Genomic DNA, 19,715 nt, shown 5'->3' on the forward strand with positions numbered 1-19,715 from the left:
TGAATTATGGGTTTCATGGATAAAAATATGAATGTTATTTCCGGAAATATTGTAGATCCAATTCATCGTCAAATATATTCGGGCAAAATAACTATTTCAAATGGCAAAATCTCTAGAATTCAAAGAGACGATAATATTTATCCTAATTTCATTATACCTGGATTTGTTGATTCTCACATACACATAGAAAGTTCAATGTTAATCCCTTACGAGTTTTCTAGAATTGCAGTTACACATGGAACCGTAGCGACTGTTTCAGACCCTCACGAAATAGCCAATGTTTTAGGAATAAAAGGAATAGAATATATGATTGAGAATTCTAAACTTTCTCCTCTGAAATTTTATTTTGGGGCATCCTCCTGCGTTCCTGCAACATCTTTTGAGACAAGTGGTGCTTGCCTTGGAGCTAGGGAAGTTGAAGAGATATTTAGAAATGACAACGTTAAATTTTTAGGAGAGGTAATGAATACATTTGGTGTCATAAATAATGATAGTGAACTAATAGAAAAACTAAATATCGCAAAAAAATATTCTAAGAAAATTGATGGCCATGCTCCGGGGTTATCCGGAGAAGCACTGGAAAAATATATTAGCAAAGGGATTAATACAGATCACGAGTGTGTTCGTAGAGCTGAAGGGCTTGAGAAGATAGAAAAGGGGATGAAAATACAGATCAGGGAAGGCTCTGCCGCAGAAAACTTTGAAGCACTAATCCCCCTTGTCGATACACATTATGATTCCTGTATGTTTTGTAGTGATGATAAACATCCGGATGATTTGATTAAAGGGCACATTGACCAGATGGTGAGACGGTCAATAAATTACGGCATTGACATTTTCAAAATATTAAATGTTTCTTCTGTAAATCCTGTTAAACATTATGGGCTTGATGTTGGACTGCTACAAGAAGGTGATCCGGCTGACTTCTTAATTGTAGATAATCTAAAAGAATTGAATATCCTTACAACCTATATTAATGGAAATGTCGTTTCTCATAACTGTAAAACAAACATCGAACACAGGAGTTTTGAAACAATAAATAACTTTAATGTAGAAAAGAAAAAGATATCAGATTTTTGTTTATCATATAAAAGAGGCACCATAAAAGTTATTGAAGCAATCGACGGCCAACTTATTACAAATGAGATAATTATTGAGCCAAAAATAGTCAATGGCAATTTAGTATCTGACATAGAAAGGGATATATTAAAAATTGCCGTTGTGAATCGTTATACTGATTCCAAAATTCCAATTGGATTTATAAGAAATTTTGGCCTAAAGAAAGGGGCATTAGCTTCTAGCATAGCACATGATTCCCACAACATAGTTGTAGTTGGTGTTTCCGATGAAGATATATGCAACGCCGTAAACATGATCATCGAAAATAGGGGGGGCGTTGGATGTGTATGTGGAGAAAATAAAATCTTTTTAGAACTCCCGGTTGCTGGCATAATGACATTTGAAGAATACTCTAAAGTTGCAGATAGTTACAGGCATGTTACTAACTTTGCCAAGTCTTTGGGATGTACTTTAAATGCACCTTTTATGACTTTATCTTTCATGGCATTACTAGTTATCCCAAAAATAAAGATTGGAGACAAGGGATTATTTGATTCAGAAAAATTTAGATTTATTGATTTGTGCATAAACTAATATTTAAATATAATTTTTAATTATTGATTATTTATTAGAAGATAAATTATGATTATGATTATTTATTATTCATATATACAAATGAGTTATGTCTTTATAATCCTAGTATAATAATGTCTACTACCCCTTTATTTCTACTGGAAGTTCGTCCAATTTGAATATTTTTAACAAAAATATTATAAATTCTTTAATTTTCAAGAATAGAGATGAAGAAAGTTGTAATCAGAATAAAAAAGAAGAACTTGAAAATATATTGCCAGTTATATCCAATAAACAATATTATATCAGTGAAGGTGATGAACTTTTTATAATCAATATGATTTTGCCAAACTATGAACTTAACGATGTAATGGATAATTTAAATAAAAAAATAGATTTTAGATACAAAAAGAATATAGTTGAAGTATTTACTCCTGATTTCATCGTTTCTCCATTTTTACAAAAAGTAGAAAAAGAAAATTCATGCAATGAAAAGGAGCCAATAGAAAAACTCATCGATACTACTAGACCTTATTTGAAAATCGATAAGAATAAATTAGCTTTGACATCCATAGCAGGAATAATTGCTTTGACTGGATTATTTATGAATAATGTGGCCGTAATAATAGGGGCTATGCTTTTATCGCCTATACTTGGACCAATATATGCCTTTGCAATAAATTCTGCATTAGGGCGAACTAAAGATATATTGAAAAGTGTCTCTAATCTTTTGCTTATGATTAGCACTGTCCTATTTTTTTCAATTGTGATTACTTTCTTAATATCATTCTTTATGGAACCTACCTTAACACAAGAGATATTATCGCGCCTTGATCCTAATTTTATATATGTATTGATGTCTTTAGCATTAGGTTTTGCTTCGATGTTGGCCATTACAAAAGGAATTCCAGAGAGTACGGCAGGAGTGGCCATAGCTGCAGCGCTTTTACCACCTACAGCAGTTAGCGGGATATTAATCATAATAAATCCTGCTAAAGCCATTGGCCCTATGATTCTAGTATTTCAAAATATTTTTGGATTAATGACGGGCAGTTTATTCGGTGCCATACTATTGGAAATTGGTCCACGGGAATACTACAAAAAAACAGCATCTAAGAAGATTATCTTTAGATTGTGTTTAATTATGTCTTTACTAGTTTTAGCTTTGATAGTTCTTACAGTTTAAGAATAAAGCATAATTCTTAGTATTTATTACTACATTCTTCCTTATATAGAAGTTTTTGCCATTCTTTATCTACAACCGCTTGAACTTCTTTAATGAAATCTTCTGATAAGTGTCTGAATCTCCCTTGTAATTTGTAATATTCAAGTACTTCCTTCGTCTTTTTCTTATAATTGATAGTATAGACGCCATTCTCAAATTCGTATAAGGGAAATATTCCAGTTTCTGTTGCAAGTCGCCCTAACTCTAATCCAAGTTCAGGTTGGTATCTCCATCCAGTCGGGCAAACAGAATATGCATGGATGTATGATGGGCCTTTGATGCTTTTTGCCTTTTCTATTTTCTTAATGAAATCTAGGGGATACGAAGGATTAACAGTTGCAGCGTAAGGAATACCATGTGCAGCTACTATCTCCATCATGTTCTTTTTATTTCTTGTTCTCCATCCTCCTTTCTTACCGAGGGGATTTGTGGTAGTTGTAGCGCCCATCGGGGTAAGGCTAGACGTTTGCATTCCTGTATTCATGTAAGCTTCATTATCGTAACACACGTAGATAATTTCATGACCTCTTTCTATAGCTCCGGAAAGAGCTTGAATTCCTATATCTGCAGTACCTCCATCGCCTGCAAAACCTACCACATTAATTTTTTCCTTTTTTCCTTTAATTTTCAAAGCAGCTTCAACGCCAGAAGCTGTTGCCGCAGTTGTTTCAAATGCATTATATAACAATGGCACACCTAAACATGTTTCTGGGAATGTTCCAGGTATAGCTGCAAAACAACAGGCAGGTATATTCATTATTGTATTCATTCCTAATACTTTTAGAAGATATCTGGAAACTAGCATTGCCCCACATCCAGGGCATGCAGTATGGCCAGAATAAATAAATTCTTCAGTGGGGATACCTGCTCTTTTCATGATTACACCTTTATATCAACCCATTCTATATGGGTGTCAATTTTATTTTTTTTTAAACAATTGAAACAGTTGTCAAATATTTTTTTAATTGTGTCTGTTGTAATGTCTCTCCCCCCAATTCCAGCAATATAATTTTTCATTGGAGGAGAATTTTTTGCCCCATATAAAGCTGCTTTAATTTCTGAGAATATCGCACCTTCATGACCAAATGAGAAAGACCTGTCAATTACCCCAAGAAATGAAACATTTGATAAAGCTTTAACTAATTCCTCTTGGGGAAATGGTCTGAATATCCTTAGTCTTATAGCTCCTACTTTAACGCCCTTTTTCCTTAGTATATCTACAGTTTCTTTGACAGTTCCAGCAGCTGCACCAGAAATAATAAGGACAACTTCTGCATCTTCAGTATTATAAAGCTCCAAGGGGCCGGTGTATCTTCTACCGAATTGTTTATAAAAATCTTCTTCAATTTGATTTAATCTAGGTATTACTCTTTCCATTGCTTCATAGATTTTGTATCTAAATTCAGGATACCACTGATGAGGCATTGAAAGAGATCCTACGCTTAGAGGATTTTCAATGTCTATGGGATATTGAGCTTCATATTTTGGCAAGAATTTATCAACTAATTCTTGATCAGGGATATCAACTATTTCTGAAGTATGGGATAAATAAAAGGCATCTAAACCTATCATAGCCGGTAGCTGTATTTCTTTATCTTCACATAATTTGTAGCAGATTAATAGTGTATCAAGAACCTCTTGATTGCTTTCAGCGTAGAATTGAATCCATCCTGTGTCTCTTTGAGACATCATGTCAGTGTGCTCAACCCATACACTCCAAGGAGGTGCTAAAGCTCTATTGACATTTGCCATTACTATTGGGGTTCTTGCCCCAGAAGCCCAATGAAGAAGTTCATGCATTAATAACAATCCTTGGGAAGATGTTGCCGTAAAAGCTCTGGCCCCCATTTGGGAGGCTGCAATACATGCGGCCATAGCAGAATGTTCAGATTCAACATGAAGATATTCCGCTTTAAGTTCTCCATCTGAAACGAATTGTGCTAGTTTTTCAACGATAATTGTTTGTGGAGTTATGGGGTAAGCAGCTATTACTTCCGCTCTTGAAAGTCTTGCCCCCCAAGCAGCAGCTATGTTTCCCGTAATTATCTTTTTTACCATTACTTTCCCTCCCTTTCCATTTTAATTGCATTTTTTGGGCATTCATGAGCACATATTCCACAACCTTTACAATAATTATAATTTATAATTGGGAATCCCTCTTCATCTACGTCAATTGAGATATCGGGACAGCATCTCCAACAAATACTGCACTTAATACACTTTTCTTTATCTACATCTGGTCTGAAAACTCTCCATGTTCCAGTTTTCTGATTTAGGGAAGGAACATTTGAAACAGGGGCCTCTGGCAAATCTTTTACTGATACTAATTTTTCTAACTTTTTCATATGATCATTACATCATTGTTTTATCATAAGCCTCTTTCGCGGCTTTAACATTCTCTTCTTTTTTAGAAGGCGCATTTTCGTTTATTGCTAGAATTATAGATTCAAGCATTACCTCTCCAGATATCTTAGCAAAAGCACCAAGAATGGAAGTATTTACAATTGGTGACATTTTTGAGCCTAGTTTATTTTCAATTGCAATAGAAGTAGCATCAACAGTTGCAGTCTTAAAGGAAAGATTGTAGTATTTAGGATCTTTATCTGAATTAATTAGTACTATGCCGTTTTTATCTAGGCCAGAAGTCACATCAGTTACGTCTATCAATGTTGGGTCAAGGACTATAATATAATTTGGCGTATAAACCTGGCTTTTGATTTTAATAGGATTTTTGTCTATTCTTGTAAATGATGTAACAGGGGCACCTCTTCTTTCCACACCGAAGTATGGAAAAGCCTGAACGTATTTTCCTTCTCTAAAAGCTGCATCAGCTAGCAAATTCGATGCAACAACAGCGCCCTGTCCACCTCTACCGTGAAATCTTATCTCTATCAAAAAATCCCTCTATACTATAATGATTTTATATTTTTAAAAAGCTTTTTACTATTAAAGCAAAAGATTGAAAGTTGATTTTAAATAGAATTTATTGCTATACCAACATTTTTTCGTAATCTTGAACCATGAATTTTTTTCCTTTTTGTATTACTTTGTGACCTTCTCTTTCCAAAAGTTGTTTCTGGTAATTAATCCCGCCGGGATACTTTTCATTAACTACGCCTCCAGTTTTTAGAGTCCTCCAATAAGGAGTAATATCTTTTTCACCTTCTAAAGCGGCTTCATTTGCAGCATGCGCACTTACCCAAGCAAAAATACCCGTTGTCAAAGGACACCCTATAGTTGCTCTATGTTTTTCTGCTAGCTTTTTCCTTATTTGATCAATTGTAATTAGTTTTCCTTCTGGAACAATTTTCATTATGTTATTAACTTCAATTGGTGCGGGTATAACGACAGTACCTTCCCCCCACCTTTTAGACATCTTATCTGTTATCAGTTCCACTTTGGGCAATCCTTTGCTATCTTCTAATTTTTCTTTCCAGGATTTACTTTTTTTACCCATCTAATCAAAATATTATCATGTTTTTAATATAAATATTTTATTGATTCTAATTATGTTTTTTTTATTTCATAATAGAGTGGAGAAACGAGCTGTTCAATAATATAGTATACAACAGGGAAAAATACAACTTCAGGTTCAAAAAACGATACTACAATTATTGCTAGACTAACATTCTTAAAAAAAGAAGGTATAAAGATTGATTCTTTTTCTTCACTTTTCAATTTTAGTACGTTGGAAAAAATTCTCAGGAATAAAAGGGTAATAATGATAAAACTTAATGATAATATAATTGAAACAAAAAGATAATCTTTTACTATATCAAGCCTCTCGACACTTTTAGAAACTGCAATGTATATTATGATCCCCATAACAAAAAATGAAAGATTTGAATTCAAATTTATTGTAAACTTTTTTCTAACAAGAACGGAGATAAAAACAGGAATAAATATTATTAGCGCCATTTCTATGAACATCCTCGTTGCATTTACGCTTATTTCATTACTTAGAAATAGGTATATGTAAGTTGGAGTAATTAAAGGGGAAGCTAATATAGTCGTTACTATCAAAAGCAAGGTGATCTCAACTTTCCCGCCTAATTCTTTGGACCAGACAAGGGTGGACCCTGCGGCCAGAGGCACAGTTCCTGTAATGATTATTCCAATAAATAATGGAAAATTGATTAAATTCATTTTAAGAAGAAATAGCCCTACTAAAAAGAAGAGTACTGGGATGAAGATATAGCACGTGAAAAAACCCAACAAAAAAGGCTTTAGAAGGCTCATGTATTTTTTATAAATCTTGAAATCGACTTTAATTGTGGATAAGAAAATTAAGATGCTTTGCAGGATAGGCACGATTGGAGATATCTCTTTTCCATATGAAGGAAAATAGATGCCCAGCATTATCGAAGAAATAATTATTATTAAAGGAATTCCGAACATCAAGGATTATAAAATAGATTGATATTAAAGTTTATTGTAAGTAAAGTCTTAATCTAATAGCGGAATTTTTTATTTATTAGATCTCTGGCATAGATAATTCTTTCATCCATCCTTTTTACCATATGATTCCTCAAGAACGGACGGAGCCTTTTTTTCATCTTAACATAATCCCCTTCTATATCTTGAAAGGTACTTATAATTTTAGGATCTTGAACTCCTTTTGAGTTTTCAAGATATTTTATAAAATTCTCAACTCTTTCTTCATAAGAATCCCAGATCATTTTCATTCCAAATAGTTCATCCTCTACTATTACTTCACCTTCCGAGTAATATGGAACTGAAGAAACTTCCTCCCTTGGAATTGGTCTTTTAGCAGGCTCTTTTGGGATTCCCTCTTTCTTTGGGGGGTAAAAGAAATAGAGTACAAAAAGGATGGCTATTAAAACCACTGCGCCGATCAAAATCTCGTAAATCATGCAATTAATTTATTTTATCTATATTTAAATATATTTAATCAATTTCTTTTAATTCGACTTTTACTTCTTTTTCATCTATTTCTACTATCCCATAGTACCCATCTTTCAATGGTCCGGGATTTAACAATTGAGTTTTGCCTATGATATCAACCGCTCTAGATTCATGAACGTGTCCAGAAATTGCAACTACAGGCTGTCTTTTTTCTATAATAGTTCTAACTGAGGTACTCCCTATTGATTTATTATTTCCAATTTTGTCTAGTTTAGTATTATAAGGGGGTGCATGCGTTACCAGAATCATATTCTTAAATGAAAGTTTTGAAAGACCTGTCATTATTTGATCTTCTTCATATTCAGAAGGAGTTCCAAAAGGAGACTTATTTGAACCCCCAAAGCCCCCTATTGTATAGTCTTTTATTTTAAACTCTTTTTCATGCAGAGAAAAATTCTTTGATATCAAGTAATCATTTACATCGGTTCTGTCGCAATTTCCAAAAACTGAATAAAATGTAATATCGGGTATTAGGTCTAATATTTCTTTTGCTTCCATTTCTCCTCCAAAGGAAGTTATATCGCCACAACAGAGTAATAAGTCAAATTTCTGAATATCAATAGAATTAAAAAAATTTTTCAAAGAACTTTTCTTTCCATGTATATCCGTTATAACACAAATATCCATAAAACAAAAAATAATAATTTCTATTTAAAGATATTGAAGGAGAAGGTAATAAGAAAGCATACTGGCGATATGGCTGAAATAATACCTTCTCCATATTAAATTGGGCTAATCTATTTTTAAATCTTATGCAGTCTTTATGATGCTTAGTATTCTGCTATTACTAACATTTGGTAATCTTCAGTTGTTAATTTGTCATCTCTACTAAATGCGCCTAGTTTACACCCGTATATGTCTACTTTTTCAAATCCTAGAGATTTTAATAACCACGTCATTTCTGAAGGAACATAGTACCTTTCATCACACTTAATTTTTTTACTATTTCCACCATCATCAGTAACCTCTATTATTGATTTATCTCTAAATGTCATTAAGTCGAATGTATTATCTTTGCTTCTTCCGTCAACTGAGTTGGAATTAATAAAATCTTTAACAGAATGGAATAAAGGGAAAAGTCCATTTAACGTATTAAGGATCAATTTTCCTTTTTGTTTTAGAGATCTACTTGCACTTTGTAGTATCATATAATTCATTTCATCTGTTTCCATTAAGCAGAATCCACCTTCACATAGTATAAGAGCAAGATCAAATTCTTTTTCAAATTTTAAATATCTAGCATCTGCCTTAATGAACTCAGCATTAACTTTAGCGTCTTTGGCTTTTTGTTTTGCCATTTCTAGCATGCGCTCTGATAGATCAATACCAGTTACATTATATCCTCTTTTGGCAAGTTCAATTGAGTGTCTTCCTGTTCCACATCCAATATCTAAAATTTTTTTTGATTTATCGTGTTTTATTTCCTTTTCAATAAAATCTATCTCGCCTATTGTACCTTTAGTATATACTTCAGTTTCATAAGTTTCTGCATAATTCTCAAACAATTCCTCATACCATTTTGTCATAGATAAAGGCCAGTACAGTTATTTATATCATTATTGCCACTTTCTGTTTTGTAATATAATTATGCAACAAAGGACTTAATGGTTAAATATATTGAGATAAAAAAGCTAAGAACTATTATTTTTATTTTTCACATGACCAAAATGAGACTAATTCTATGGTCACAATTGCGTTGTTACCTCTGTGGAAGTTTAATCAATAATAAAATAATAAAAAAATTAATTATTTTTCTTTTTTATATTGCAATCCTTTTCTTAGATAAATCAGTTAGTTGATTTCTAGCTTATATATTACAACCACTTATAAAATTAGTAAAAATATTCACTTAGATTAAAGAAAGACTTTTTAATCAAAATAATGTGGTAAAATCATGTGTCTAGCAGTTCCTGGTAAAGTTATAGAAATTAAAAACACCGTTGGAATAGTTGATTTTAATGGGGTTAAAAGAGAGGTTAGATTGGACCTTGTAGATGTTAAAATTGGTGATTATGTCATTGTTCATACAGGATTTGCCATTGAAAAGATGAATGAAAAAGACGCTCTTGAATCTCTTGATATATGGAAAGAACTCCTTAAAAGTGAGGGGGACTATTAGTGGATTTATATAAGGATCGAAGCGCTTCAGATACAATAATAAGAAAAATATCTGAAATATCTAAAGATGTAGGGAATGTAAAGCTCTGTCATGTATGTGGAACACATGAGCATGTAATCACACATTATGGCATAAGAGCTTTGTTACCCGAAAATGTTCAAGTTGTTTCTGGCCCCGGATGTCCAGTTTGTGTCACGACACAAGGTGAAATAGAGGCTGCAGTTAAAATAGCTGAAAAAGGCGCCATTATAACTACTTATGGCGATATGATAAGGGTGCCTTCTAAGAGATCACTTTCTGATGCAAAAGCTGCAGGGCTTGATATAAAATTAGTATATAGCATTAATGATTCAATAAACCTTGCCATAGCAAATCCTAATAAAAAAATAGTTCATTTTGCTATAGGATTTGAAACAACTTGTCCCACAACTGCAGTTGCAGTTCTTAATTCTCCCAATAATTTTTATGTTTTATCTGCACATAGAGTTATTCCTCCTGCAATGGATTTATTGTTAAGCAGCGGTAAAATAAATCTTTCAGGATTCATTGATCCTGGGCATGTTTCCACAATAATTGGAACTAAACCTTATGAACCGATATCTAAAAAATTTAAAGTTCCTCAGGTAATTTGTGGGTTTGAACCAAATGATATCCTTATGGGAATCTATCTTTTATTAAAACAAATTAAAGAAAAAAGGGCAGACGTTGAAAATGAGTATATTCGTGGAGTTAGAACAGAAGGCAACACTAAAGCACAAAAATTAATGGAAAAAGTATTTGAACCTTGTGACATTCGATGGAGAGGTTTTCCAGTAATACCTGGTTCTGGCCTATCAATAAAAAATGAATTTTCTAACAAAGATGCTTACAAAGAATTTAATATAGAAATAGAAGATATTCCAGAAGAAAAAGGGTGCAGTTGTCCGGAAGTCTTAAGAGCAGAAAAAATTCCCAATGAATGCAAATTATTTGGAAATATATGTACTCCTCAAACTCCAAAAGGCCCATGCATGGTTTCAAGAGAGGGTGCATGTTACATATCTTTTAAATATGAAAAATCTTTTAGGTGAAAATATGGCAATAAAAGAGAATCCATCTTGTTCCTTCAATAAGGAATGTAAATATCCAAATATAGATAAAGAGAGTTTTTGTGATGAGATGTCCTCCTTAATAGGGGATGTCAGAATAGGAAAGGGGGTGTATGTTGCACCTTTTGTGTCATTAAGGGCAGATGAAGGTACTCCTATAGTTATAGGAGATGAAAGCAATTTACAGGATGGGGTCATTATTCATGCTTTGGAACATACTTCTGTTGAAATTGGTAAAAAAACTTCAATAGCACACGGTGCAGTTATCCATGGACCTACTAAAATTGGGGATAATTCTTTTGTTGGATTTAGGGCAGTAATTCATAGCTCAGTAATTGGAAAAGAATGCTTCATAGGGCACGGTGCAATAGTTGTAGGGGTAAAAATTGGGGATAATAAATTAGTTCCTCACGGAGCTGTAATAACTGAACAAGAAAAAGCCGACAAACTACCAAACTCAAATAAAGACTTATTCAAATTTAATGAAGGGGTGCTGAGCGTTAATGGTGAATTTGCAAGGGGGTACAGGCTTTAATGGATGTTTGCCAAATCTTGGGAGAAAAAGGCCTTGAGAAGGCTTTAGAATATTATAGCGAAGATGAATTAAATAGCATTGTAGAAAAACTAGAGCTTGAAAAACTATTGAAAATTCCAGGATTTGGTAAAAAGAAGATATTGCAAATACAAAAAGAAACATTTGAAGCAAAGACCGGTAAAAAATATGAAGATATCCTCTTTGGTGATGCTTGGGAAATATATGAAGAAATAATATCTATACTTGTATCTTACCCAAAAACTGAGAGATCAAGGAATAGATTTTACCTTTACATGCCTTTAAGAGATAAGGAATTAATATTAAAAAGATTAAACTATTGTAACAAAGCAAAAAACTTTGTTCAAAGTTTAACTAAAGAAGAAATTGATAATATTTTAGAATACCTTGAGGGTATTTCCGATTTAAAGATCCCTTCACTAAAAAAATTTAGAGACAGAGTTCTAATAACTGATGATGAGGGAATTTCAACTAAAACTAAATCAGATTACTACGATTCCATCTATATTTCTTCGCCCCATGAAACAAGGGGCGTTAGAGAAGATTATCCCCTGATATTTTATCTATATGGAAAAGATTCAAAACTTTATGACACACTTTCAGAAATATCTGATTTCTCAATAAATATTGATGATTTTTCTATCAGAGATATTGTCCCTGAACTTTATATTGAACGCTTCATTGAAAATGCTCAGAAAATAAAACTTGCCCTTGAAATGTACAAAATACTTTATCAAATCAAAAATAGTAGAGGAATATCTACAGATGATGGAGCAAAGTTGAATGATCACGTTCAAAAACTCCAAAAGATTTCTGATAGAGTTGAATCTTTTTCTAAAGGTAATTTCCCAGATGAGCGATTAAACAAACTAAAGGAAGCATTGAATCTTGAAGAGATGGTAAAAACAAAAGAGAAAGAAATCAATGAGAGATTCTCTAAAATTATTGAAAATCAGGATATAGGTATAGCAGGCAAAGATATATTGTCAATGCTTTCTGATATAAAACATTCGGACCCTCTGAAAGCTTTTCAAAGTTATATCCCAAAACAACTTGAGGATGCCTATAGAAAAATACTAAAGGAATCAATTGATGAGCTCAATAATAAAACTGGATTAGAAGTTTCAGAGCTTTTCCCAGAAGAGGTATCATTTCCGATAGAGGCAAACAGAAATGAGTTATTTGAAATTAAAGAAAATATACGTAAGGAAATATCCAAGAGAGAATTTGAAATTAAGAAAGAAATGATGGATATATCTGAATTATGGGAGTTTTTAATTCAGAGAGTTGAAGAGTGTTATGACATTGATTTTTTTGTAGCAATGGGAAGATTTGCAGTTGAAAATAACCTCTTGATGCCCCAAATATCTGAAAAAGGCTTAAGCTTTAGAAATGGCAAAAATGTTTTGATTCAAAATCCAATTCCAATTAATTATAAGATTGGAACTACAGATGACACTATGAGCGGAAATGAAAATGTCATTATATTAACTGGTGCTAACTCAGGAGGTAAAACTACTCTATTAAAATTGGCACTTATAATTCAGATTCTTTTTCAAATGGGATTCTTAGTCCCTGCAGATAATTCATATACTTCTATTTTTGATGAAGTAGGATTCTTATCAAAACATAGGGGCGAATCAAGAGGGGCATTTGAAACTAGCCTTAAAAGACTAGTACCATTAGCAATTGAAGAAAAAAAGAGATTGTTATTGGTGGATGAACTTGAAGCAATTACTGAGCCCGGGTCAGCAGCTAAGATAATAGGGACTTTTCTAAATTATTTGAGAACTTCAAATACAGTGTGCGTTATAGTTACCCATCTTGGGGAAGATATAATATCCTCCATCAAGTCAATTGAAGGTAAGTTGCCAGAAGATATGAGGGTCGATGGGATAGAAGCAAAGGGATTAGATGAATCATTAGAATTGATAGTTGAGAGACAACCCGTCTTCTACAAACCTGGAAAAAGTACTCCAGAATTAATTGTTGAAAGACTCTCCAAAACAACTAATGGGAAAGAAAAGGAAATATACCAGAAGATGGTTGATGTACTAAGGCAGAAACCATAAACCTTTTTAATTAGATAACTCTTGTTTTCTTATGGGAGTATACCAGCCGCAAGACTATGTAATCTACATAGGAATTCTATTAGTTTTATTATCTCTTGCATTAAAATTTCTTTTCAATAAAATTAAAATTGATAAGAACTTCTTAATCGCAATCTCTCCATATATGATAATGGCAATTGCTCTTAGAGTATTGGCAGATGTTGGTTTTTACGAGAGATCAAAACTTTGGAATATTACTCCCGGAGTATATATTGTCACGTTCATTCTTGCATTTTCCATGATAATAATTGGATTTCAACTTGAAAAAAGAAATATTGTTTCTTACTGGAAACTTACATTTGCAGTTGGAATTATTGGAATGATATATTTTATAGCAAATCTAATTCCATTTTTTGAACATCCCTTGCGAACTATAGTACCCCTTTCTATGGCTGCTGGAATAACCTTGGCAGTATATCTAATCTCTCCTTTATTCTACAAACCTATTAGAGAGTTTGAAAACACAGCAATACTATTTGGGCATTTATTGGATGGGTGCGCAACTTTCATTGCAATAGATTATTATGGATTTGGAGAAGAACACTTACTGCCTCTTTTTCTGATAAATCTTACCGGTACAGCTTTAATCATGATTCCTTTAAAATTAATATTGATACTTGTAGTAATTTATCTTCTTGATACACTCTACAAAGAAGAGAATAAAAATTTCAAGGAGAAGGAAGTTACTATATTTAAATATAAATTTAAGGTCACAACTATGATGATGCATAATTTTTACCCATCGATAAAAGTCTTGATTTTTATACTTGGATTTGGCCCAGGTTTTAGAAATACATTATTACCCTCTCTTTTCTGATTCAAAAGATTTATTAATAGTATCAAACACTTATTTTTATGGAAAATCCCCTTCATATCATTAATCTTTCAAGAATGGTTGTAATGGGCTCAGATATTTGGGGCTCTGTTAAAACAACAGTAGAGAAATTAGGATACAAAAATCCTGTTGTTCTTGATGATCCAATTACAAGAGGAATTATTGGAAAAAAAGTTTCTGACGATCTAAATTGCGACCACTATGAAGTAAAAGTTGCTTCTATGGCAGAAGTATATTCAACTGGGGATATTTTAAAAAATGGAAAATACGATATAGTTGTTTCAATAGGTGGAGGGTCAGTTATAGATGTTGGAAAACTAGCATCTTTCAACATCTCTATCCCTTTTATCAGTTACCCAACCGTAGCATCTCATGATGGGATAGCTTCTTCTAGGGCGTCTATTCGAGATGGTGAAAAAAAAATATCAGTTGAGGCGCATCCTCCCATTGCCATTTTAGCGGATACAAAAATTGTTTCTAAGGCACCATATAGATTCATGGCTTCAGGATGTGCGGATTTGATATCAAATTACACGGCTGTATTGGATTGGCAACTCGCCCATAAACTAAAAGGAGAATATTACAGTGAACATGCAGCATCTTTGTCATCTATGAGTGCTAAGGTGACAATTGACAATGCTGATGTAATTAAAGAGGGATTAGAAGAATCAGCTCGAAAAGTTTTGAAGGGACTTATATCTTCTGGAGTAGCTATGAGTATTGCCGGATCTTCAAGGCCTGCTTCAGGTGCTGAACACGCATTTGCCCATTCACTGGACATGATTGCTGAAAAACCTGCAATGCACGGAGAGCAGTGTGGAGTTGGTTCTATAATGACTATGTATCTACACAGAGAAGAGAAGTATAAAACAATAAAAGAAGCTCTTGAAAAAATTAAAGCACCAACAACTGCTGAAGAACTTGGAGTCACAGATAATGAATTAATTAAAGCACTAACAATGGCACATAAGATTAGGGATAGATATACAATACTCGGAGAGAGTGGTCTAACTGAGAGGGCTGCCACTAAACTTGCTAAAGTCACGGGGGTAATAGATTGATTCTGACCCTTCTTCCTAAAAATCTTGCAAAACCAGGATTTTCTTTTTTAGCCGGGAAGGGGGACGCTGAATGCAAGGAGTGTAGATTCTTTAAGACCTGTGTTGGCAATTTGAAACCTGGGAGGATATACACTGTTTCATCTGTAAGAAATATCGAACATCCATGTAAAATTCATGATTCGGGTGTTAAAATAGTTGAAGTACACGAATCAGAAATTGAAGCGGCAATCCCAAAGAAATTTGCAATTGAGGGCGCAACTGGAATATTTTCTTTTTCCTGCAATGAAAGATGCCAATATCACGATTTTTGTGTTCCCGATGGGATTAATATTGGAGATAAATTTCATATTATCTCAATTAAAGAGAAAATTGAATGCCCTCTAAGCAATAATCTCCTTCGTGTAACTCTAAAAAGAAAAGATTAGTACACAAATCTAGATGAGCTTGATTTTTCTCCTCTAAATAGGATATCTAGGAATATTATTGGGACCATTATTGCTATGGGTATAATAGATTTAGCCTTCTTTTTCAATTTTACCACCCTTAATTATTATTGTAAAACAATAGTATATAAATCTTTCTATTTATTGAATTATAATAATCTAATAATTTGTTATATTAATGAATATTAATATTCATAAGCAATATGGTTGAACTTTAACTTCCTTAATTTGTAAGAATAAGATAAATACATCGATACTTATTATATATTAACATAGTATAATATTATATAATAAATCAATCTGGAATTGACCTCCCATTTATCATTAATATAAGAATTAAAATTCAATGTACAGGGATATTTTTATTATTACTTTAAATAAATCCATTTTTTTTTGAATACTGATAGTAGTAACATTTATATATATTAACGTTAGAGATAATGATGGTGAGCATCAATGGAAGAAAATGCCGAAGAGGCCATTATAGAGTATCTTAAAGGTGTAAAAATAGGCGCTACTCCTTCAGAGATTGCCGATAATCTTAATATGTCTAGAGCCACCGCTGTAAAATACTTAGAAATAATGAGGGCCATAGGATTAGTTGATTATAGAAGAATTGGTATGGCAAAGGTTTATTTTGTCGCAACAAAGCTCTCATACGCACAGCATGTTCTTCTCCGAAAAACAAGAGATTTAATCGAGTCAATAAAAACTGCCGATGAACACATTAAAGTGTTGGAGAAAATTCTTACCATACACATTAGTATAATGCAAACCTATAATGCCGAGGATAGAGAGAAATTCATTAAACTATTTAACGATACCATCGATAAGATAAAAAAAGGGGAGAATACGGTAGGTAAATAAACTTTTCTTGCAAGAAATCTGCTCCAATTTTATTTATAACAATAAAATTTATAATCCCTTTATATTCATTCATGTATGGTGGAGTCGTTGAATTATACAAAATATGAAAAAGTAAGGATTATTGGGGCGAGAGCCCTTCAGATATCATTAGGGGCGCCCATATTAATTGAAACTTCTATGCTTGACCCTATTAGAATTGCACTAGAAGAAATGAAGAAGGAAGTAATTCCAATAACTGTTGTAAGGGAATAGCCTTATGGGAGTAAACCTGGGAGAAATAGTTCCTAAACAGAAGATTGATATTTCTGATCTAAAAGGTAAAAGTGTGGCCATCGACGCTTATAATGCACTTTACCAATTTTTAGCCATAATTAGACAGAGAGATGGAACACCTTTAAAAAATTCAAGAGGCGAAGTAACATCTCATTTGTCTGGTCTATTTTATAGGACTGTAAATTTCATTGAACAAGGAATCAGGCCAATATATGTTTTTGATGGTAAGCCGCCAGAACTGAAATTTCAAACAATTGAAAAAAGAAAAGAGGTTAAAGAAGAAGCAAGGGAGAAATTTATTGATGCTAAAGAAAGAGGAGATTTTAAAGAGGCAAAAAAATATTCTCAAATGACATCCTCTTTGAAGGGAGATATGGTAAAAAGCTCTAAAGACTTATTAGAGGCAATGGGGATCCCTTATATTGAAGCACCATCAGAAGGCGAAGCTCAGGCTGCATTTGTTGTTTTACAAGGTGATGCGGATTTATCTGGGTCACAAGATTATGATTCAATTCTTTTTGGTGCGCCCTCTTTAGTAAGAAACCTAACGATATCTGGAAAAAGGAAGATTCCAGGTAAGGATTTATTTGTCGATGTCGTTCCTGAAATTATTAATAATAAAGATGTGCTAATTTCTCTAAATCTTTCAAGGCAACAGTTAATTGAAGCTGCCATTCTCATTGGGACAGATTATAATTTAGGAGGAATAAAAGGAATAGGCCCAAAAAAAGCTATCGATATCGTAAAATCAGGGAAATTTGGCGAATACGGTGAATTTGACCATATAATTAATCTTTTTATGAATCCTGAAGTTTCTGATAATTATAATATCTCTTTTCAAAAGCCAGAAAAGGATAAAATATTAAAAATACTATGTGATAAATACGAATTTTCAGAACTTAGGGTAGAAAAAGGAATCGAAAGAATAGGATACTCGCTTGAGAATACTTTAAAGCAGAAAACTCTAGATATGTATTTTTAAATATTAAATCTTTTTAATATGTTTATTATTTCTAATGGTTCGCTTATAGTATAATCGACTATTGTTTTTAATTCGTTTTTTCTTTTTGCTTCTCCCTCTAGTATCAAGAAACTCAAATCTGCTTCTTCAAAAGCACCTTTATCGTTAATGTCATCACCTACCATTATAACTTGCTCATAGGTCTTTTTTAGATTTGATATGAGATTTCTCTTGCCTTCTGGGTCTATTTGGGGAAAAACGAAATTATCTATTATTCCAAGTCTTTTTGCGAGAGGATAGACAGAGCAGGGATTATCTCCAGTTGCAAGATAAACATCCATACCCTCTAATTGGAGGAAATCAAATAATTCGAAGACTCCTTCTTTTATCCTGCCAGAAGAAGCAACTATATACGTTATTGTTTCTCTTTGAGAGTCTCCAACAACTCCGCATCCAGCTAGTGTGCAGACATCAAACTGTTTTTTTAATTTTTTTATTGTTTCATTTACTTCTTCAATAGTAATGCTTTCTGCCCAATTTAGAATTTCCTCTTTATCTATAATAGCATTTGCACCTTTAAAAACTACTTCAAATCCTATGTTTAGATCTTTAACTGATTGCCCAAGACTTTTTTTGGGATCTTCTCGTAAAAAGGTATCCCTTGGATCTGTTGCAATAGTTACAAGAAACAGATTTGGATTATCTTCAATTAGCTCTATACAAGATTTATGATAAATAAATTCATTTTTTTCCAAATCTTTTGATACGCGTTTAGTATCAACAAGTGTTCCGGATTTATCAAATACTATTGCTATCATGGCGAACGTTTCTTTTAACTTTAGAAATAATTTCATCAAGTTTTTCTTGAGGGCAACTTTGGCCTCTTATTATTCCACTAACTATATCAACTACTCTTCCCTTAGTAGTTCCATTATTGTTATTAATAGTTCTTACGCCTATTTTTTCAAAATCTTCAAAAGTAACTGGTGCTTGGCATGCAATTATAGCATCAATTGGGGCAAGATCAAGAATAAATTTGGCTTTATAAACTACATGCGTCCTAATATTTCCAAGATGTATTATTGCAAGTTTGAATTCATTTAGTATTTCAACTTCTTTTTCTTCAATTCCGAATAGGACGCTTACCCCAGATGAAGGAGCTTCTGGAGGAACGCCATTTCCGGCATTTAATACCATAACACTTGTCTTTATACCTGATTCTCTCATTGCATAGGTTATCTCACATATTGGTTTTGTAATATGTCTCCTCCCAGGGCTCATAGCTATTGCTATGATATCTCTTCCTGCATCTGCAAAAGTTCCTCTTTGAGCAAGTCCTCCTCCAAGTCCCATACCTCCCCCCATTCTACACTGGACCATATGGGTATTTCTTCCAATCATAGAATCAACTATATGTTGCTTTCAATTATATATTTTAAAACTTTGCTATTATCATTCTTAGTTATTTTGATTATTAGTACTTTGTTGCATAATTCGACCGCAAAGCTTAAACCTTTTGCAAACCCTAACTGTTCATGAAAAGAAACTGGGCCAAATACAATGAACAGTTGGTAAAAAGAGGTGAATTCTACCTCTGCATTGATTTTTTAGATAACGATCA

The 19,715-nt window shown here is 32.9% G+C and carries 23 protein-coding genes; 12 read left to right on the forward strand and 11 right to left on the reverse strand.

Annotation, left to right across the window (positions count from 1 at the left end; translation table 11 throughout):
- Positions 1-27: 27 nt before the first annotated feature.
- Entirely contained in the window at positions 28-1,653 is a 1,626-nt protein-coding gene (gene ade, locus KO464_00130) for an adenine deaminase (GenBank protein MCC7571781.1), read from the forward strand.
- Positions 1,654-1,807: 154 nt separating this feature from the next.
- Entirely contained in the window at positions 1,808-2,818 is a 1,011-nt protein-coding gene (locus tag KO464_00135; GenBank protein MCC7571782.1) for a TIGR00341 family protein, read from the forward strand.
- A gap of 16 nt (positions 2,819-2,834) precedes the next feature.
- Here the strand turns inward: KO464_00135 and KO464_00140 are convergent, their stop codons facing one another.
- From KO464_00140 to KO464_00180, 9 genes are all read right to left on the reverse strand, one after another.
- Positions 2,835-3,734 carry a pyruvate synthase subunit beta gene (locus tag KO464_00140; GenBank protein MCC7571783.1) on the reverse strand — a complete coding sequence of 300 codons (900 nt, stop codon included), beginning with the start codon at positions 3,732-3,734 and terminating at the stop codon, positions 2,835-2,837.
- Positions 3,735-3,736: 2 nt separating this feature from the next.
- The gene (gene porA / locus KO464_00145; protein MCC7571784.1) at positions 3,737-4,915 is read right to left on the reverse strand and encodes a pyruvate ferredoxin oxidoreductase; all 1,179 of its coding nucleotides are present in this window, start codon (positions 4,913-4,915) and stop codon (positions 3,737-3,739) included.
- A complete protein-coding gene (locus KO464_00150) occupies positions 4,915-5,202 on the reverse strand; it encodes a 4Fe-4S binding protein (GenBank protein MCC7571785.1) in 288 nt (95 codons plus the stop codon). The genes porA and KO464_00150 overlap by 1 nt, the downstream gene beginning before the upstream one ends.
- 7 nt (positions 5,203-5,209) lie before the next feature.
- The gene (locus tag KO464_00155) at positions 5,210-5,752 is read right to left on the reverse strand and encodes a pyruvate ferredoxin oxidoreductase subunit gamma (GenBank protein MCC7571786.1); all 543 of its coding nucleotides are present in this window, start codon (positions 5,750-5,752) and stop codon (positions 5,210-5,212) included.
- Between the two features lie 94 nt (positions 5,753-5,846).
- Positions 5,847-6,314, reverse strand: coding sequence for an MGMT family protein (locus KO464_00160; GenBank protein ID MCC7571787.1), 468 nt, complete (start codon positions 6,312-6,314; stop codon positions 5,847-5,849).
- 50 nt (positions 6,315-6,364) lie between these two features.
- The gene (locus tag KO464_00165) at positions 6,365-7,255 is read right to left on the reverse strand and encodes a hypothetical protein (GenBank protein MCC7571788.1); all 891 of its coding nucleotides are present in this window, start codon (positions 7,253-7,255) and stop codon (positions 6,365-6,367) included.
- A 53-nt stretch (positions 7,256-7,308) separates the two neighbouring features.
- Positions 7,309-7,731, reverse strand: a complete 423-nt coding sequence (locus tag KO464_00170) for a hypothetical protein (GenBank protein ID MCC7571789.1) — start codon at positions 7,729-7,731, stop codon at positions 7,309-7,311.
- Between the two features lie 34 nt (positions 7,732-7,765).
- Entirely contained in the window at positions 7,766-8,410 is a 645-nt protein-coding gene (locus KO464_00175) for a metallophosphoesterase family protein (protein ID MCC7571790.1), read from the reverse strand.
- Between the two features lie 143 nt (positions 8,411-8,553).
- Positions 8,554-9,309, reverse strand: a complete 756-nt coding sequence (locus tag KO464_00180; GenBank protein MCC7571791.1) for a class I SAM-dependent methyltransferase — start codon at positions 9,307-9,309, stop codon at positions 8,554-8,556.
- A 368-nt stretch (positions 9,310-9,677) separates the two neighbouring features.
- Between KO464_00180 and KO464_00185 the strand changes: the two genes are divergently transcribed.
- From KO464_00185 to fen, 10 genes are all read left to right on the forward strand, one after another.
- The gene (locus KO464_00185) at positions 9,678-9,902 is read left to right on the forward strand and encodes a HypC/HybG/HupF family hydrogenase formation chaperone (GenBank protein MCC7571792.1); all 225 of its coding nucleotides are present in this window, start codon (positions 9,678-9,680) and stop codon (positions 9,900-9,902) included.
- On the forward strand, positions 9,902-10,972 hold the full coding sequence (hypD, locus tag KO464_00190) for a hydrogenase formation protein HypD (protein MCC7571793.1): 1,071 nt from the start codon (positions 9,902-9,904) through the stop codon (positions 10,970-10,972). The genes KO464_00185 and hypD overlap by 1 nt, the downstream gene beginning before the upstream one ends.
- Before the next feature lie 4 nt (positions 10,973-10,976).
- Positions 10,977-11,525, forward strand: coding sequence for a carbonate dehydratase (locus KO464_00195; protein MCC7571794.1), 549 nt, complete (start codon positions 10,977-10,979; stop codon positions 11,523-11,525).
- On the forward strand, positions 11,525-13,615 hold the full coding sequence (locus KO464_00200) for a hypothetical protein (GenBank protein ID MCC7571795.1): 2,091 nt from the start codon (positions 11,525-11,527) through the stop codon (positions 13,613-13,615). The genes KO464_00195 and KO464_00200 overlap by 1 nt, the downstream gene beginning before the upstream one ends.
- Positions 13,616-13,646: 31 nt before the next feature.
- Positions 13,647-14,471, forward strand: a complete 825-nt coding sequence (locus KO464_00205) for a DUF63 family protein (GenBank protein MCC7571796.1) — start codon at positions 13,647-13,649, stop codon at positions 14,469-14,471.
- Positions 14,472-14,509: 38 nt separating this feature from the next.
- Positions 14,510-15,550 (forward strand): NAD(P)-dependent glycerol-1-phosphate dehydrogenase, encoded by a 1,041-nt coding sequence (locus KO464_00210; protein MCC7571797.1) that lies wholly within the window; start codon positions 14,510-14,512, stop codon positions 15,548-15,550.
- The gene (locus tag KO464_00215) at positions 15,547-15,975 is read left to right on the forward strand and encodes a UPF0179 family protein (GenBank protein MCC7571798.1); all 429 of its coding nucleotides are present in this window, start codon (positions 15,547-15,549) and stop codon (positions 15,973-15,975) included. The genes KO464_00210 and KO464_00215 overlap by 4 nt, the downstream gene beginning before the upstream one ends.
- Positions 15,976-16,449: 474 nt before the next feature.
- Positions 16,450-16,860, forward strand: a complete 411-nt coding sequence (locus tag KO464_00220) for a helix-turn-helix domain-containing protein (GenBank protein ID MCC7571799.1) — start codon at positions 16,450-16,452, stop codon at positions 16,858-16,860.
- A 75-nt stretch (positions 16,861-16,935) separates the two neighbouring features.
- Positions 16,936-17,112: a DNA-directed RNA polymerase subunit K gene (locus KO464_00225; GenBank protein ID MCC7571800.1), complete on the forward strand. Its 177-nt coding sequence runs from the start codon at positions 16,936-16,938 to the stop codon at positions 17,110-17,112.
- Between the two features lie 4 nt (positions 17,113-17,116).
- Positions 17,117-18,115 (forward strand): flap endonuclease-1, encoded by a 999-nt coding sequence (gene fen / locus KO464_00230; GenBank protein MCC7571801.1) that lies wholly within the window; start codon positions 17,117-17,119, stop codon positions 18,113-18,115.
- Here fen and KO464_00235 read toward each other — a convergent pair.
- Positions 18,112-18,912, reverse strand: coding sequence for an HAD family hydrolase (locus tag KO464_00235; protein ID MCC7571802.1), 801 nt, complete (start codon positions 18,910-18,912; stop codon positions 18,112-18,114). The two genes, fen and KO464_00235, sit on opposite strands and share 4 nt — an antisense overlap.
- Positions 18,893-19,495, reverse strand: a complete 603-nt coding sequence (gene mcrC, locus KO464_00240) for a methyl-coenzyme M reductase I operon protein C (GenBank protein MCC7571803.1) — start codon at positions 19,493-19,495, stop codon at positions 18,893-18,895. Before mcrC ends, KO464_00235 begins: the two co-directional genes overlap by 20 nt.
- Between the last annotated feature and the right edge of the window lie 220 nt (positions 19,496-19,715).

Source organism: Methanofastidiosum sp. (assembly GCA_020854815.1).
Classification (GTDB): domain Archaea; phylum Methanobacteriota_B; class Thermococci; order Methanofastidiosales; family Methanofastidiosaceae; genus Methanofastidiosum.

What these genes read in the sequence shown, in the direction of transcription:
- ade (MCC7571781.1), top strand. Translation starts at nt 28, where the DNA reads ATGAATGTTATTTCCGGAAATATTGTAGATCCAATTCATCGTCAAATA.
- KO464_00140 (MCC7571783.1), bottom strand. Translation starts at nt 3,734, where the DNA reads ATGAAAAGAGCAGGTATCCCCACTGAAGAATTTATTTATTCTGGCCAT.
- porA (MCC7571784.1), bottom strand. Translation starts at nt 4,915, where the DNA reads ATGGTAAAAAAGATAATTACGGGAAACATAGCTGCTGCTTGGGGGGCA.
- KO464_00150 (MCC7571785.1), bottom strand. Translation starts at nt 5,202, where the DNA reads ATGAAAAAGTTAGAAAAATTAGTATCAGTAAAAGATTTGCCAGAGGCC.
- KO464_00160 (MCC7571787.1), bottom strand. Translation starts at nt 6,314, where the DNA reads ATGGGTAAAAAAAGTAAATCCTGGAAAGAAAAATTAGAAGATAGCAAA.
- KO464_00165 (MCC7571788.1), bottom strand. Translation starts at nt 7,255, where the DNA reads ATGTTCGGAATTCCTTTAATAATAATTATTTCTTCGATAATGCTGGGC.
- KO464_00170 (MCC7571789.1), bottom strand. Translation starts at nt 7,731, where the DNA reads ATGATTTACGAGATTTTGATCGGCGCAGTGGTTTTAATAGCCATCCTT.
- KO464_00175 (MCC7571790.1), bottom strand. Translation starts at nt 8,410, where the DNA reads ATGGATATTTGTGTTATAACGGATATACATGGAAAGAAAAGTTCTTTG.
- KO464_00180 (MCC7571791.1), bottom strand. Translation starts at nt 9,309, where the DNA reads ATGACAAAATGGTATGAGGAATTGTTTGAGAATTATGCAGAAACTTAT.
- KO464_00185 (MCC7571792.1), top strand. Translation starts at nt 9,678, where the DNA reads ATGTGTCTAGCAGTTCCTGGTAAAGTTATAGAAATTAAAAACACCGTT.
- KO464_00195 (MCC7571794.1), top strand. Translation starts at nt 10,977, where the DNA reads ATGGCAATAAAAGAGAATCCATCTTGTTCCTTCAATAAGGAATGTAAA.
- KO464_00200 (MCC7571795.1), top strand. Translation starts at nt 11,525, where the DNA reads ATGGATGTTTGCCAAATCTTGGGAGAAAAAGGCCTTGAGAAGGCTTTA.
- KO464_00205 (MCC7571796.1), top strand. Translation starts at nt 13,647, where the DNA reads ATGGGAGTATACCAGCCGCAAGACTATGTAATCTACATAGGAATTCTA.
- KO464_00210 (MCC7571797.1), top strand. Translation starts at nt 14,510, where the DNA reads ATGGAAAATCCCCTTCATATCATTAATCTTTCAAGAATGGTTGTAATG.
- KO464_00220 (MCC7571799.1), top strand. Translation starts at nt 16,450, where the DNA reads ATGGAAGAAAATGCCGAAGAGGCCATTATAGAGTATCTTAAAGGTGTA.
- KO464_00225 (MCC7571800.1), top strand. Translation starts at nt 16,936, where the DNA reads ATGGTGGAGTCGTTGAATTATACAAAATATGAAAAAGTAAGGATTATT.
- fen (MCC7571801.1), top strand. Translation starts at nt 17,117, where the DNA reads ATGGGAGTAAACCTGGGAGAAATAGTTCCTAAACAGAAGATTGATATT.
- KO464_00235 (MCC7571802.1), bottom strand. Translation starts at nt 18,912, where the DNA reads ATGATAGCAATAGTATTTGATAAATCCGGAACACTTGTTGATACTAAA.
- mcrC (MCC7571803.1), bottom strand. Translation starts at nt 19,495, where the DNA reads ATGATTGGAAGAAATACCCATATGGTCCAGTGTAGAATGGGGGGAGGT.